Source organism: Mucilaginibacter terrenus (assembly GCF_003432065.1).
Taxonomy (GTDB): Bacteria; Bacteroidota; Bacteroidia; order Sphingobacteriales; family Sphingobacteriaceae; genus Mucilaginibacter; species Mucilaginibacter terrenus.
Genome location: NZ_QWDE01000007.1, coordinates 1 through 15,128, shown reverse-complemented (window position 1 = coordinate 15,128; position 15,128 = coordinate 1). Strand labels below are relative to the sequence as shown.

The 15,128-nt window shown below is 44.4% G+C and carries 17 protein-coding genes; 6 read left to right on the top strand and 11 right to left on the bottom strand.

The annotated features are described in order from the left end of the window. Nucleotides 1–45: 45 nt before the first annotated feature. From DYU05_RS20170 to DYU05_RS20145, 6 genes are all read right to left on the bottom strand, one after another. Nucleotides 46–807: an SDR family oxidoreductase gene (locus DYU05_RS20170; RefSeq protein ID WP_117384979.1), complete on the bottom strand. Its 762-nt coding sequence runs from the start codon at nucleotides 805–807 to the stop codon at nucleotides 46–48. 143 nt (nucleotides 808–950) lie between these two features. After that, nucleotides 951–1,349, bottom strand: a complete 399-nt coding sequence (locus tag DYU05_RS20165; protein ID WP_117384978.1) for a helix-turn-helix domain-containing protein — start codon at nucleotides 1,347–1,349, stop codon at nucleotides 951–953. 58 nt (nucleotides 1,350–1,407) lie between these two features. Then, on the bottom strand, nucleotides 1,408–3,030 hold the full coding sequence (locus DYU05_RS20160; RefSeq protein WP_117384977.1) for an amidase: 1,623 nt from the start codon (nucleotides 3,028–3,030) through the stop codon (nucleotides 1,408–1,410). A gap of 64 nt (nucleotides 3,031–3,094) precedes the next feature. Further along, nucleotides 3,095–3,604, bottom strand: coding sequence for a hypothetical protein (locus DYU05_RS20155; protein ID WP_117384976.1), 510 nt, complete (start codon nucleotides 3,602–3,604; stop codon nucleotides 3,095–3,097). 80 nt (nucleotides 3,605–3,684) lie between these two features. Beyond that, a complete protein-coding gene (locus DYU05_RS20150) occupies nucleotides 3,685–4,110 on the bottom strand; it encodes a hypothetical protein (protein WP_117384975.1) in 426 nt (141 codons plus the stop codon). Continuing rightward, nucleotides 4,107–5,390 carry an alkaline phosphatase family protein gene (locus DYU05_RS20145; protein ID WP_117384974.1) on the bottom strand — a complete coding sequence of 428 codons (1,284 nt, stop codon included), beginning with the start codon at nucleotides 5,388–5,390 and terminating at the stop codon, nucleotides 4,107–4,109. The genes DYU05_RS20150 and DYU05_RS20145 overlap by 4 nt, the downstream gene beginning before the upstream one ends. A 172-nt stretch (nucleotides 5,391–5,562) precedes the next feature. Here DYU05_RS20145 and DYU05_RS20140 point away from each other — a divergent pair, with 172 nt between their 5' ends. The 3 genes from DYU05_RS20140 to DYU05_RS20130 all read left to right on the top strand — a co-directional run bounded on the left by DYU05_RS20140 (nucleotide 5,563) and on the right by DYU05_RS20130 (nucleotide 7,377). Continuing rightward, a complete protein-coding gene (locus DYU05_RS20140) occupies nucleotides 5,563–6,543 on the top strand; it encodes a glycoside hydrolase family 5 protein (protein ID WP_117384973.1) in 981 nt (326 codons plus the stop codon). Between the two features lie 35 nt (nucleotides 6,544–6,578). Then, nucleotides 6,579–7,043, top strand: a complete 465-nt coding sequence (locus DYU05_RS20135) for a hypothetical protein (protein ID WP_117384972.1) — start codon at nucleotides 6,579–6,581, stop codon at nucleotides 7,041–7,043. A 70-nt stretch (nucleotides 7,044–7,113) separates the two neighbouring features. Further along, nucleotides 7,114–7,377 (top strand): DUF3072 domain-containing protein, encoded by a 264-nt coding sequence (locus DYU05_RS20130; protein WP_117384971.1) that lies wholly within the window; start codon nucleotides 7,114–7,116, stop codon nucleotides 7,375–7,377. On the opposite strand, the gene DYU05_RS20125 is transcribed toward DYU05_RS20130, so the two are convergent. Beyond that, entirely contained in the window at nucleotides 7,374–8,135 is a 762-nt protein-coding gene (locus DYU05_RS20125) for an MBL fold metallo-hydrolase (protein ID WP_117384970.1), read from the bottom strand. The genes DYU05_RS20130 and DYU05_RS20125 overlap by 4 nt on opposite strands. Beyond that, entirely contained in the window at nucleotides 8,132–8,404 is a 273-nt protein-coding gene (locus DYU05_RS20120) for a hypothetical protein (RefSeq protein ID WP_117385060.1), read from the bottom strand. The genes DYU05_RS20125 and DYU05_RS20120 overlap by 4 nt, the downstream gene beginning before the upstream one ends. Nucleotides 8,405–8,586: 182 nt before the next feature. On the opposite strand from DYU05_RS20120, the gene DYU05_RS20115 reads away from it, so the two are divergent. Both DYU05_RS20115 and DYU05_RS20110 read left to right on the top strand, forming a co-directional pair. Next, the gene (locus DYU05_RS20115) at nucleotides 8,587–9,720 is read left to right on the top strand and encodes an acyltransferase family protein (RefSeq protein WP_117384969.1); all 1,134 of its coding nucleotides are present in this window, start codon (nucleotides 8,587–8,589) and stop codon (nucleotides 9,718–9,720) included. A gap of 70 nt (nucleotides 9,721–9,790) precedes the next feature. Continuing rightward, on the top strand, nucleotides 9,791–10,108 hold the full coding sequence (locus DYU05_RS20110) for a GIY-YIG nuclease family protein (RefSeq protein WP_117384968.1): 318 nt from the start codon (nucleotides 9,791–9,793) through the stop codon (nucleotides 10,106–10,108). An 84-nt stretch (nucleotides 10,109–10,192) separates the two neighbouring features. Here the strand turns inward: DYU05_RS20110 and DYU05_RS20105 are convergent, their stop codons facing one another. From DYU05_RS20105 to DYU05_RS20095, 3 genes are all read right to left on the bottom strand, one after another. Beyond that, on the bottom strand, nucleotides 10,193–11,071 hold the full coding sequence (locus DYU05_RS20105) for a diiron oxygenase (RefSeq protein WP_117384967.1): 879 nt from the start codon (nucleotides 11,069–11,071) through the stop codon (nucleotides 10,193–10,195). A 124-nt stretch (nucleotides 11,072–11,195) separates the two neighbouring features. After that, entirely contained in the window at nucleotides 11,196–11,867 is a 672-nt protein-coding gene (locus DYU05_RS20100) for a LolA family protein (protein ID WP_117384966.1), read from the bottom strand. Nucleotides 11,868–11,940: 73 nt separating this feature from the next. After that, complete coding sequence (locus DYU05_RS20095; RefSeq protein WP_117384965.1) at nucleotides 11,941–14,517, bottom strand: FtsK/SpoIIIE family DNA translocase; 2,577 nt, start codon at nucleotides 14,515–14,517, stop codon at nucleotides 11,941–11,943. Nucleotides 14,518–14,642: 125 nt separating this feature from the next. On the opposite strand from DYU05_RS20095, the gene DYU05_RS20090 reads away from it, so the two are divergent. After that, nucleotides 14,643–15,032, top strand: a complete 390-nt coding sequence (locus tag DYU05_RS20090) for a hypothetical protein (protein ID WP_117384964.1) — start codon at nucleotides 14,643–14,645, stop codon at nucleotides 15,030–15,032. Nucleotides 15,033–15,128 lie beyond the last annotated feature (96 nt).

Sequence of the window (15,128 nt, the reverse complement as noted above, 5' to 3'; positions counted from 1 at the left end):
CGCAAACGTATAAACATTCACGCATTTAGATATTACTGCATTTAGTTACAAGAACATACCACCCGATGCTTCTATACGCTGGGCATTAATCCAGCGCGCATCCTCGGTGCACAGGAATGCTATTACAGGGCCAATATCATCTGGCTGACCCGGGCGGCCCAACGAGGTGATTGACGATATAAAATCGTGCATACCAGGGTGACTTCCAAACGCCTCCTTGGTAAAGTCAGTTTCTACAATGCCCGGTGCTACCAGGTTGGCTGCAATACCGCGGCTGCCCAGTTCTTTTGCCAGGTACTTGGTAAATACTTCAATGGCGCCCTTCATAGAAGCATAAGCTGCGTAGCCCGGTGTTGCAAAACGGGTAAGGCCTGTAGAAATATTTATTATACGCCCACCATCGGCTATGGTGTCAACCAACGTTTGGGTTAAGAAGTAAACGCCTTTGAAGTGTACATTAAACAAGTTATCGAAATCCTCTTCGGTTGTTTTTGCAAAAGGTGATGCTGCGTCTATACCTGCATTATTAACCAGAAAGTCGAACGTATCTCTGCCCCATTTCTCCTTAAGCGCCGCAGTCAGCCGCTCTTTAAAATCGGCGAAGGTTGCTACCTTTGATGTATCCAGTTGAAGCGCTGCCGCTGTCTGCCCGTTTGCAGATACCTGGTTTACTACTTCTTCTGCTTCTTCCTGCTTGCTGCGGTAAGTAAGTATTACGTCGATGCCTTTAGCTGCCAAGTGCAATGCAGCGTTTTTACCAAGGCCCCTGCTGCCGCCTGTTATCAATGCAATTTTTGTTGTAGTCATTTTTTTAATTTTTAGATGTTGATACAAAGGTGCAACAAACTAAAGCCAAAAAAATGGTGATAAGTTCCGATAAAATGGTGACAGTTTCAGTATTGTTGCCGTAGGGATGTGATGCGCGTAATGAAAACCAGTAAAGCTAAAGTTTACATCGCCTCGGTGACTTCCGCCTCCAGCACTTGCTCGCGGTATTGCTTAGGTGTGATGCCCGAGAAACGCTTAAAGAATTTGGTAAAGTTTGAAGGATCAAACGTAAGTTTATATGCTACTTCTTTTATTGGGGTATGATTACGGAGCATTTCGCGGGCAATTTCCATTATGCGCTCCTCAATAAAAAAGCATGGATGCTTGCCGGTAGCCAGCTTTATGGTATTACTAAGATGTGTTGGATGGATGTGCAGCAGTTCCGCAAAGTCCCTTATCTCGAACATGTCTGTAACCCGCTCATTCAGCACATCATCAAGATGCTTGTCAATAGCTTTTAAATACTCCTGCGTTATTTCATGCTGGCGTGCAAATATCTTTTTTGGTAGCGGCTGCGGCATTATCGAATATGGTTAATAGTTGTTTTAGTAATGACCGTGTTAACCTCTTAAAATAAGTTTAGTTAAATAGCCCTGTTTTAAATTCAGGTTTCCTTCTTTTTTTAGACGCCTGCTCATACGCGTATGCCATTGAGATTAGTTCCCCCTCTTTCCATGCAGTGCTGAAGAACGACAGGCCCATTGGCAGATCATGCCAGGCACCCATCGGCACCGTTATATGCGGATAACCTGCCATGGCTGCCGGAGTAGAAAAGGAGAACCCGTTATCATAGTCGCCGTTCACTAGGTCAATACATACTGCAAAGCCATTGGTAGCCCCACATATAGCATCCAGCTTATTGTCAGCTAAAATACTATCTATCGCATTACGGCTTACAACAGTTGATTTCTTAAGCGCATCTATGTATTCTTTGCTGCTGAGATCGCCCTTAGCCTGAGCCATCTCCAGTGTTTCCTGTTGGAAAAATGGCATCGCTTTACCTTTGTTGGTATTATTGTAAGCTATTACATCAGCAAGGTTTTTAACCGAAGCACCTGCCGTAGAAAGATATTTGTTTAATCCGTCTTTGAATTCATAAAGCAGCACCTGGAACTCGGCACCATCTGCCGCTTTAAGCTTTTCGTAAAGCTCTACTTCTACCACCTCTGCACCTAACTTTTTCAACGTAGCTATTGCTTCGTTAAGCAACAATTCTAACCCTGGGTTTGCAGGATGCTTTATTTTCTCAACGCCTATTCGTTTTCCCTTTAACCCGTTTACATCTAAATATTTTGTGTAATCCTTCTCTGGCTTGCTCTTTAAAGTATAGCTGTCGTTGGGGTCAGCTCCTGCCATTATCCCCAGCAAAATAGCGGCATCCTTTACGGTACGGGTCATAGGTCCCGCGGTATCTTGCGTTATTGATATAGGAATAATACCGGTACGGCTAAGCAGGCCAACTGTAGGCTTTATACCTACCAGCCCGTTTACTGAGGACGGTGATACCACAGATCCATCGGTTTCGGTACCTACTGCAACCGCGCACAAGTTTGCAGCAGCGGCAGCACCCGAACCAGCGCTTGATCCGCTTGGGTTACGGTCCAGCACATACGGGTTCTTAGTTTGCAGCCCACGGCTGCTCCAGCCGCTGGTAGAATGTGTAGACCGGAAGTTTGCCCATTCGCTCAGGTTGGTCTTTCCAAGCAAAACCGCACCTGCCTCTCTTAATTTATGCACAACAAAAGCATCCTGCTTAGCAAAATGATCGCCCAGTGCAAGCGAACCTGCAGTGGTGTGCATATTATCGCCGGTATCAATATTGTCTTTAATCAGCACGGGTATGCCATGTAATGGCCCGCGCACTTTCCCGTTTTTACGTTCTTTGTCCATAGCATCGGCCATGTCTAATGCATTTTTGTTGACTTCAATTACTGCGTTCAGCTTTGGCCCGCTTTTATCTATAGCCTCAATCCGTTTTAGGTACAACTCCGTTATAGATCGTGATGTATGACTGCCGCTCTGCATTTTATGCTGAAGATCATCGATGGTTGCTTCGTTCAGCTCAAAATCATCCGTGGTTGCAGCACCTGTTCCACCCTGTTCTTTCGAGTCTTTAACAGTACTTGTGCATGATGCGGTTACCAGTGTACCCAAGGTGAGACCAGCCAATGATCCGGTTTTTAGAAAATTTCTTCGTTGCATAGAATGAGGAGAGTAAATCCACTCCAATTTAAGAAAAGATTGAATTATATAGCAGATGCGAATGCTAATTAGCAGAAAATTCCATTTTTACAGGCGGAGGAATAACAAGCGCATTGTTATAGCTTGGCAGGAGCTTTAGCAGTACATTATGAGGCATAGCGCCAACATCCATAAACGTCCACGATTTGCCGTCGTTACCGCTGATGCCCAGTAGCCATGTACGGCCGGTATATTTTCCTGCTGAAGTGGTCATAACAAGCTCTTCGGGCAGCAGGCAGTGCAGTTCATCACCCGCCTGGTAAAACTTACCCGGCATCCCTACCGACCCTTCAAAACTAAGCGCACCTTGCTTTTTCAGCGTCTCTATCCGGTCGGTAATAAGCTGATGCATCTTCTCCTCCCCTCCGGATAGTGCAACTAAACGGGGATATGTGTACCTGATTACCGTTTGGTAATCTCCTTCAAAAGTGGCTTGAGCAAACAGGTCGGCCTGTTGCTTTACAAGCGGATTGTCCTGTGCTAAACCCCATGCCGGCAGGAATGAAAGCAGAAGTATTTGTAGAAAGAACCTCATATTCTACTGCACAAACGGCTGTGTAGGCTCAGGTATTTTAAGGTCGTTATTAAATTGAGGAAAAATTTTAGGGATAGCAGCTATAGTGTTCTTGTTGAGGTCAAGAAAGGTCCAGGTTTTGCCGTGATTTTAGTGATAGCCAATAAGTTGCTTTTAGTGCGAATAGTACTTGCACCTGCCTTCATGGTGATGTACTCAGGCACGAGGCAATGTATCTCCGTACCTGCTTTGTAGAATTTACCGGGAGACCCTACGCTTGCATCGCTAAAGCTTACGCCCTGCGCTTTCATCTGGCTCATACCTTTGGTCATCATTTGCAGCAACTTGGCTTTGCCGCCGCTCATTTGTACAACTTTAGGGTACATATAGTCTATTACGGTGCCATAGTTGCCATCAAGCACAGCTTTAGCTACAACTGCAGCTTGCTTTTTTACTACCGTTGTGTCTTGCGCGTAAAGCGTTGCCGGCAATAGCAGCAGCAACAATATGCTAAATTTCAGCTTCATCTCTTTTTAATCAATATTTTGTTTGCTAGTGCACCGGTACCATCAACCTTCCCGGTTATTTTAAGGCCAAGTATACGGCTTATCATGTTGTAAACATCAACATTGGCAAAGGGTTGTATCTTAAGGTGCTTTTTAAATGCAGGGCCCCATGCGTAAAAGGTAGCATGCATATCTTTAACAACCGTAGGGTCGTAGCCGTGCCAACCCGGGTTAATAGTTTTCTTATTATAAAGGTTAAACACTTTTGGCCAGTTAGGTATCAGCAGAATATCGCCTATGCGGTTGTGCCAGTCGTCCTTTGCACCATAGTGAAACTTTGCAGGCATGTTGGTCTTGAGGTAAACCTTATAGTCCTTTGCTTCTTTGGTAAGTTCATCAAAAGTACTTTTTATGGCTGTCTTATCTTTAGCATAAAGCTCTACCAAAATACCATCGCCGGATACCTTAAACTTTGCGGTATCTATTGCGGCTGGTATACCTATGGGGTTCTGATTGTCCACTTTGGTCATGCCATGGTCGGCAACAAAAACAAAGTTCACATCCAGCCCTGTTGTTTTTACCGCCTTGTATAACTCGTTCACTGCTGAATCTACAAAATGCACCTCGTGCGCTGTTTCGGGATCATCTGGACCCTTCAGGTGTGCGGCATGATCTACCTGCGGGAAGTAAAAAGTTATAAAATGCGGGCGTTCTGCAGGCGGGAGTTTGAGCCAGTTCACCACAGCCTGTATACGGTTGTTTATGTCTATTTTCTCGTTGTAAGTGTAATAGTAAGTAGGGCGCGTATTTTTTATGGCTGATTCTGACGCTACCCAGTAAAAACTTGCAGACAACATTTTTTGCTGCTCGGCCAGCACCCAGAGCGGCGTACCGCCGTACCAGCTACCATCAGCAACCTTTACCTTATTGCTCATGCTGTAACTATCGTTACGGTCTCGGTCGTAAAAAACATTGTTCACTAAGCCAGAATGAGATGGGTATAAGCCGCTTACCATGGCGTAGTGGTTGGGAAATGTTACCGAGGGATACGACGGAATCATAGATGCTGCCTGCACGCCTTCTGCACGGAAACGTTTTAGGTTTACTGCATTGTGTTTGTCTGTATAATCCCAACGGAAGCCATCGGCAGAGATCAGGATAACGTAAGGTTTCTTTTGCTGAGCTGGACTGTTCTTACGCCCCGGAATGATCTTTTGAACGGTGTCTACAACGGCAATAGACTGGCTAAATGCAATGCTGTAAAGGCAGATAAACGCGAATAAAAAGCTGAGTCTTTTCATGTACATAAGTGTAGCTCCAAAATTAGCGAAACTGCATTAACATAATTGTACTATAACGTTAATGTTGCTTAACGCCTTGAAGGGTGGCGCGCTGTTCACATTTTACCAATCTCTTGTACATTTAATACAATATCAACGCAGTTTACTACGGATACGCTAAATTGGGCTGACCATGAAAAAACGTGCTTTATTTTTAGTCTGCTACTTTATTACGCTTGCTTCATCTTTGGCGCAGCCTGCGGGTTCGCCAGTGGCTTTACATGGGGCGCTCTCCGTTAAAAACGGCATTATAGTTAATAAGAATGGCCTGCCACCACAACTACGCGGTGTAAGCATGTCGTGGAGCCTTTGGCAAGGGGAAAAATACTACAACCCCGAGGTGGTTAACTGGTTGGCAAAAGATTTTAAAATATCCATCCTGAGGGCAGCAATGGGTGTACAACCGGCACATGGCTACCTTCAGGAGCCCGACCGCCAGAAGAAAATGATGGTGGCAGTAATTGATGAGGCAATTAAACGTGGCATATACGTGCTGATTGACTGGCACGATCATAATAGTCACTTGCATATTCCTCAATCTAAAGCCTTTTTTGCGGAAATGGCCAGGAAGTATGCAGGTATCCCAAATGTGATCTATGAGATATGGAACGAACCAGAGCGTATCGGTTGGGATACTGTTAAGAATTATGCCTTGCAAATAATTCCTGAAATAAGAAAATACGACAAAAAGAACCTCATTATTGTCGGCAGCCCGCATTGGGACCAGGATGTGGATATTGCAGCAGCAGACCCGGTAACTGGCTTTAACAATATTGCTTATTCCTTCCATTTTTACGCTTCAGACAAGAACCACCAGCAGCCGTTACGCGACAAGGCCAACAAGGCGCTTAAAATGAAACTGCCCTTATTAGTTACCGAATGGGGTGTTGGCGAAGCGACCGGCAACGGCCAGTTCAGCAGAAGTAAAACTAAGGTTTGGGCAGACTGGCTGGAAGCCAATAAGCTAAGCTGGGTAAACTGGAACTTAACAGATAAGGATGAAACAACTGCTATACTAGAACCCGGCGCACCCGTTAACGGTGGCTGGAAAGAAGAGCAGCTCACCAATGCCGGCGCATATATTCGCGATAGATTGAGATTGCTTAATAAATAGCATCTAAAAACAATATATGTATATCTTGTAAATGTATGTATCAGCGCAAAAACAGCTCATTTATATCCCTGCTCACAGCATTATTATTGCTTTGCACCAGCTGCTCGCATACCACTAAAGTATATACAAGCGATTGTAACGAAGAAGCTGAATTCAGGAAGGTAAAATTTGCCGACCTTCTTCGTAACCCAATAGCGTACGACGGGCAATATATCCAGATCTTCGGCCGCTTTATTGGCGATAGACATGTATCGGCATTGCAGGCAGACAATACTGATAGTGCTACAGAACAGCAGGAATTATGGATCAATTTTACGCCTGATTGCCCGCTGGTACAAAAAGGCACCCATACTGGCTTTTTTGATAATGAGGAAGGGCATTACGCTTCAGTAAATAACCATTTGATGACCATCAAATGCCGGGTAGACGCGCATAAACGCGGATTACACAACGGCTTTGCGGCTATACTCAATGATGTGAGCTATCTGGAACTCAAATAATAGCTAATAAAATTAGCATTTCTTAAAACAGCTTACGCTCTTTGCTTGTTGATGTTATAAATAATAAGTTATGGCTACAGCAAACGATAATAAACAGACCGATGCAGCTAACGCATCAGCACCTAACAACGATCATTTAAAAGGTACAAACGCTATTAAGGATCCGGATGAATGGACTACCGGGGATGAACCAATGACCGGCGCACAACAATCTTACCTTAAAACATTAAGCGACCAGGCAGGTGAAGAGATGGACGAGACGTTAAGTAAAGCAGACGCATCTAAAAAGATAGACGAGCTTCAGCACAAAACGGGTCGCGGCATTGAAGATTAGAACTCAAGCTTAAGACCGTCATAAGCTAATTTAATGTGAGGCGGGAGTTCCCGCGACACATCCTGATGACGGCCAAGGCGGTGGCTAATGTGGGTGAAGTAAGTGGTCTCAGCACCCATTTCTTTCGCGAAAGCCACCGCTTCATCAAATGTAAAGTGCGAGATATGCCTTTCTTTCTGCAAGGCGTTAACCACTAGTATTTTAGCTCCTCTGATTTTTTCCCGCTCAGGTTCGGAAACTGTTTTGGCATCTGTTATGTAAACCAGATCCTTTATCCTGAAGCCAAGTACGGGCAATTTATAGTGCATTACACGTATAGGCAGCAGATTAACGAACCCTACGCTGAAAGGCTCCATCCCTATCTGGTGCATATTAACCTGTGGTATACCCGGATATCCTTTGTTATCGAAGATATACGGAAACTCTCTTGTTAATGCCTCCTGAACGCGAGCTTCCGCATAGATGTCGACAGCGGTATTTTGCTTGTAGTTGAAGGCCCTGATATCGTCCATACCGGCAACGTGGTCTTTATGCTCATGGGTGAAAACTATGGCGTCCAGGTGTTTTACCCCGGCGCGGAGCATCTGATACCTGAAATCGGGCCCGGAATCTATCGCAATTGTTTTATCCTCAGCCTCTATCAGTACGGACGTACGCAAGCGTTTATCGTGCGTGTTAACAGAAGTACACACCTCGCATTCGCAGGCTATTACAGGTACGCCCTGCGAGGTTCCGGTGCCAAGGAAGGTAAATATCACAGTTGTAAAGTTGTTTGCTTTAGCTGGTGCAAGAATGCTGCCTGTTTTTCGTCTAGCAGGTGAATATCAATTTCAAGGCTACGGGCCAGTTCAGCAACAGCCGCTATCCTGCTTTCCAGGTTGGCAAATTTATTCACCACAACAATCCTGCTATTTTGCAGCAGGCAAGCACCTGTTTTAAAATTCCCTTTTTCATAACGCACCCTGTACCCTGCCGTTTTTAATAACAGTTCCAGTTTTTCGAGCGTATGGTTGGTAATGGTCAACATCAGAGTTTTCAAAAATAGCATAACGTACGCCTAATCAAACAGGTTTTTCAAATTACTATATCAAACCATAGTTACTTTCATCATATTTTTAAAAACTTCAGCATCTTTAATCAGGAGACGCTTTTAGAATTAATTATTTTCTATCTTGCCTTTATAAACCACAACTACAAGCCTAGTTTATTATGGATGCAAAAGCCGAGCGGTTCCTTTCCCTGGATGTGTTCCGCGGACTTACCATTTGTTTCATGATCATTGTTAACACGCCCGGCAGTGGCTCGGCGCCTTTTTCGCCGTTAGAACATGCTGCATGGTTCGGTTTCACGCCTACTGACCTGGTTTTTCCGTCATTTCTTTTTGCGGTAGGTAATGCCATGAGCTTTACATCAAAAAGGTTTGCGCAAATGACAACAAGCGCGGTGTTGGGCAGAATATTTAAACGTGCGGTTATTATTTTCCTGCTAGGCTACTTAATGTATTGGTTCCCATTTTTTGAGCAGCACAATGGTGTTTGGGGCTTTAAACCGTTTAGCCATACCCGTGTAATGGGCGTGCTGCAGCGAATAGCCTTATGCTACCTGTTCGCCTCCGTTATCGTTTACTTTGTTAAATCTTTCAGAACGGTTGTAGTTATCAGCATTTTGTTACTGGTAGGCTACCAGGTTATCCTACTTGCCTTCGGCGATCATGATGCTCCATATGGGATGCTTACCAATGCGGGCACCTATCTGGATAAATTTATTTTGGGCGACAATCACCTTTATCATGGCGAAGGAGTGCCATTTGACCCTGAAGGGATACTCAGTACGCTGCCGGCTATAGTAAACGTTATTTGTGGCTATTACGCTGGCAGATTCATTCAGCAAAAAGGAAAAGAGTACGAAGCACTTGCAAAAATGCTGTTAGTAGGCTGCCTGTTCATATTCATTGCTTTGTGCTGGAACATGAGCTTCCCTATAGGAAAAAAACTATGGACCAGCCCCTTCACCCTGCTCACTGTTGGACTTGACCTGGTAATAATTTCCGCGCTTATTTACGCTGTAGAAGTTCGTAGCTGGAGAGCAGCTAATTGGCCCGCATTCTTCACTACGGTAGGTAAAAACCCGTTAGCTATCTACATTTTGTCAGAAATACTTATCATAGCTTTCTGGATGATTCCGCTTGGAGGCAAAAGTTTTTTTGATACCGTAAACCATTCCTTTTACCAGGCCATAGCGCCCGGTCCGGTAGGTTCTTTATTGTTTGCTGTAAGCTATATGTTGGTTTGCTGGCTGGTGGGTAAATTACTGGAGAAAAGGAATATTTATATAAGGGTTTAATCTATTACTACCCTTTGTCATGCTGAACTTGTTTCAGCACCTCATGTACGGTTAGTGAACTTTATCTAACATGATGCTTTATAAACAAGCACACATTTACATTATGTCGAACCAATATCGTACGACATTCTATATCGGTGTTACCGCCGATTTGCGAGCAAGAATTTGGCAGCATATTAATGGCGAAGGCTCGGCATTTGTAAAGCAATACCACTTATTTGATCTGATTTATCATGAACACTTCCACCGCGTTGAAGATGCGATCGCCCGTGAGAAGCAGTTGAAAAATTGGAAACGGCAGTGGAAGATTAACTTGATACAGAGCGTTAATCCGGAAATGAGAGACCTTAAGAATGATCTTGAACTACCTGATAGCTTAGTCTCCTAGATTGTGAGGTGCTGAAACAAGTTCAGCATGACTAATGAGTTAGATACCTAGTTACTGGAAAGAAGGGCAGCCGTACCGTCGCCTTTACACTTTCGCATGCAATAACCATCTCCACGCCCATCGTGTTAGGAGATTGAAACCGCCCCAGCTGTCAACAAACTCAATAATATGGCCAAGGCAATTTTGCGTGAATTTACTGCGGTAGTTGCGGGTGGCTTCTTTAAAAACTGCATCAGCGTTGTTAATGCCTATACGTTCATATATCTCCTTACGTACATACATGGTGCGCACAAAGTAAATGTTCATCAGTATTACAAAACTGTATAGGGTTTTTCTGATGTACCCTGCTTTTGCTGTATAGGTTTGCAGCAAGCCCTTGGTAAAATGGATGTGCCTTCCTTCCTCAATATTGTGCAACTCAAACACTTTTCGCAATACAACATATATTTCAGGCGCCCTCCTGCTGTAATTGCCGTACATATCGGTTATAAGTTCAACCGCCAGGCTACCCATAAATAGGAAATCGGCAGGTAAATAGTTAGTGCTGAATTTGCCAATAAACTGATGCATTTTTGTTGGCGGCAACGCTTCACCGTTTAGCTGTATAATAGCTTGGGAGAACATCTCCTGGTGGCGATATTCTTCTATGATCTCACGGATGAGAAACCGGTGCTCAGGGCCATCTGGCGGCAACTGAAGCAGATACCGCGTCATAAATACACAAAACAATGCTTCGCCCCAGCCATAGGAATACAGCACCTGTACCGCCTCATGTCGGCCAAGGTCTGTTTTTTGTTGCGGTGTTAAAGTGTGGTATAAGGGCGTCCCTTCCAGCGACGTAAGCTTTTCAGGCAGGTAAAGGTCGTTAGCTTTAGGTTGCTCCTGCCAGGGCACGTAGGTTTCCGGCAATAATGGCCTTTCCTTGCTTATCCTTATCAGCCGTTCAATTTCTTCTGCCTGCATGTATGTGTTTTACTAGCTTCAAGCTAAGTACTAGCCTTATCAATAACGTTATATAAATGCTATCTGCACAAAGCAGGATGCATCTTATCACCTGCTTTTCACCCTAACAGTTTACCACATAAACTTATCTGAGGTCTACCAGTTCTGCACCCGGATGAGCTTTCTTATCGTAAGTAAAAGCGGCATCTGTCACTTTCACGGGGGCGAAAGTTTTTAGCGTGTAGGTATAACGGCTGCCATTTTTATCAAAGATCATAGCACTGTATAGCTGGTTTTTAGCCTTATCTATCATCAGCCTTACTTTAAAGAACGAGGCTTTTGCATCTTCAGGAGTAAGGTCTACCACCTGGTAAGTTTTACCGCCTGCTTTTTGTAAACCGATATAAATGTATTTATACCCCTTCTCGTACATGGTGAATATTTTAGCCGGGTTGAAGCCGTCGTCGCTGTTGTCCGCGTTTGCCAGCTGTACTTCGTTCGCATCTTTCAAGTAGGTCCACTGGCTTTTACCATCACTTATGATCTCCTGAGTTACAGCATTAGTTTTGCCCGGCTGGTATATGGTAACTTTGTACTTATTTATTTTTGAACGCGCCACCAACGTACCCGTTTGGGTTTCTTTTACGTTTGCTTGCTGGTTATCTATTAATAAACTAAAGTTGGTTTTAACCGCATCGTAGGTACGATATTGCTTGCTTAGTTTATTCAGGATGGTTTTTGCGTCGCTGTCCTTTTGGGCGAAAACGGCAGTTGCCGAAAACAATAGGGCGAATATAAATAGTGCTGCTTTTTTCATAATGACTCCTTTACAAACCCGTAAATAGCAAACGGGTTTTATAATAGTTTAGATGATGGCCGCTCTAATTGGTTTAATCGCGTGGTTTTTGTAGCTCTTCGAGATGACGCTCCAGGCTGTACTCGTCAGGGAAAAGCACATCACGGGCTTTGCTGCCTTCAAATGCACCAACAATCCCTGCGGCTTCCAACTGGTCAATAATACGTCCTGCACGGTTGTAACCCAATTTCATTTTACGCTGAATGAGGGATGTAGAGCCTTGCTGATGTAATACAATCAAACGGGCTGCATCCTCAAACATCGGGTCCCGGTCGTCCGGGTCAAACTCTTTCGGGCTGCTTCCTGCTTCCCCGTCTCCAACATACTCAGGCAGGTACATTGCAGTTGCATAACCGCGTTGATTGCCTATGAACTCTGATATTTTTTCCACCTCGGGGGTATCCACAAAGGCGCACTGAAGACGTATAAGATCGCTTCCTGTAGACAGCAGCATGTCCCCCCGCCCTATCAACTGATCGGCACCACCGGCATCTAAAATAGTACGGGAGTCAATCTTGGACAACACTCTAAAGGCAAGTCTTGCCGGGAAGTTGGCCTTGATGGTACCCGTGATAACGTTTACCGACGGACGCTGCGTAGCAATAACCAGGTGAATACCCACGGCACGTGCCAGCTGCGCTATACGTGCTATTGGCTGCTCTACTTCTTTACCTGCGGTCATCATCAGGTCGGCGAACTCATCGATCACCAATACTATAAACGGCAAGTAACGGTGCTTTTCAGGATCACTTATCTTACGGTTTACAAATTTGGTATTGTATTCGCGCAGGTTACGTACCTGGGCATCTTTAAGCAGGTCGTAGCGCTGATCCATCTCAATACAGAGTGAATTTAGCGTATTTACCACCTTTTTGGTGTCGGTTATAATAGCGTCGCCATCATCCGGTAGTTTGGCCAGAAAGTGCCTTTCTATCTTGCGGAACAACGTTAGCTCCACCTTTTTTGGATCGACGAGCACAAATTTAAGTTCCGCGGGGTGCTTTTTGTAGAGCAGCGAAACCAGTATCGCGTTTATACCAACCGATTTACCCTGACCCGTAGCACCTGCAACCAGCAAGTGTGGCATCTTAGCAAGGTCGGCAATAAACACTTCGTTAGAGATGGTTTTTCCCATTGCAATGGGTAGATCCATGGTATTGTTCTGCCATTTTTCAGTCGCGAGTACCGACCGCATGGACACCATCTCCGGATGCGAATTTGGAACCTCTATACCGATGGTACCCTTACCTGGCATCGGCGCAATAATACGGATACCCAAAGCGGCAAGACTCAACGCAATATCATCCTCCAGGTTCTTTATCTTAGAGATACGCACGCCCGGCGCCGGTATGATCTCGTATAAAGTAACCGTTGGACCAATTGTCGCCTTAATCTTATCAATCTCGATATTGTAATGATTAAGCGTCTCAACAATTTTGTTCTTGTTAGCCTCTAACTCATCTGTATTAACGGCGATCTTGTTAGAGCCGTAATTCTCCAGCAAGTCAAGCGTAGGGTATTTATAAGATGCTAGTTCCAGCGTATGGTCATAAGTACCAAATTCATCAACCAGCGCCTTAGCTTTATCATCGTCGCTTTTCTCGATGTTCATTACTGGTGTGGGGCGTGCCACATCTATGGTAAGCGGTATTTCCGTTTCTTCTTCAGGTTCGCTGGTTGCAAATGGTTCAGGGGTGAGCACTATGGGCTCATGAACTATAGTATTTTGCACCAACGGTGCGGCAACAACGGGCTCTAAAGTCACGCTTTTTACGGCGTTTTCTGCAGCTACCTCATTGCGGGTACGGCCATTGCGTGGCCATTCTACTGGTAAAGATATCTCCTCCTCAACTAATTCAACAGGCTCCGGAGCAACACGATCGACATGTTCCTCGTTAGTGCGTTCGCGACGAGTGGGTAGTTTGAAATCGATGTTATAAGCAATGATAAGCACTGTCAAGCCCGCGAACGCCAGTATTCCGCCGGTACCTGCATGGCCAACCTGGGCACTGAGCAAACGATTGCTCCAGTAGCCGAACTCACCTTCAAGATAATGCGGGTAATCAATGATCATCCCGTGGATAAACCCGATTGTTATAGATATGAAAACAATACCAAACAAGCAGTAAGCAAGCATTTTGGCCAGAGAGAACAAACGTATTTTAAACAGCAGCCTGAAACCAACTATAAAGAAGATAAATACAAAAATAAATGATGCTACACCAAACCACTCGAATATGAATTGATTTGCCAGAAGCGCACCAAACTTACCCAGCCAGTTATCTACTACTGGGCTGTTTACACCGCTTTCCATTAGCTCTTTGGTAGTTTTAAACAAATTTTGCCAGCCGCCGTTTGCAGGCGACACATAGCTTTGATCCTGCTCCCAGGTAAAAAGGTAAGAGGTAAACGCGATAAGGAAAAACGCCGAAAGAACGATAAAGAATAAGCCAGTGATCTTTAAAACCCGTTCATCGCGCAGCTGTCTAAAGGAAAACGCCTCACGCTGAAGCCGAGACGGCTTCGCTTTTTCGGCTTTACCGCCCTTAGTACGCGGCGCCTCTTCATCTCTAAAACTATTTGTCCTGAACTGGTTTCCTTTTACTGGCATCCTTGCTGTATCTCCGGCTAATTTGCAAATATAAAGTTATCATATTTGTCTTAAATTCCCTTGCTTTAACGCAAAAAGGGAAAAAAAAGGGAAAAAATTATTAACTTTAATGGCGTTATTATATTATGAAAATTGTTGACTACACTCAGCCGAAGCTATACAAAGATAGCGAAAATAAGAAGTGGAATTTATATTACAAGGTGAAATATGAAGGGCAAGAAAAATGGACACCACAAAAAGAATATGGTAAGAATTACACCCTTGACCGTAAATCGCTGAACTCCATAGCAGACCTTAAAAAAAGGGAAACTGAATTCATAAAAGTGATGGGTGCTTTGGAACACCATCTAAAAGCCGGAGTAAGTATCAAAGTGCCGGAGACTGTTAAGGTAGCAGTTGAAGAGCGCATTAAGGAAACTAAGAAATTAGCCTTAGATGAAAACCTGAAACTGTTTTTGAGATTAAAAGGTTACGATAAGCCTATACTGTATGTTATGGAGATGTTGACCACCTGATTCCGGGCCAAACTGACCAGGCAATTAGCTGACGTGGGGCGTGCAGCAAACGCTATAAAAGCGTGTACAAAAATAGTTATTTAAAAGGTATTTTCA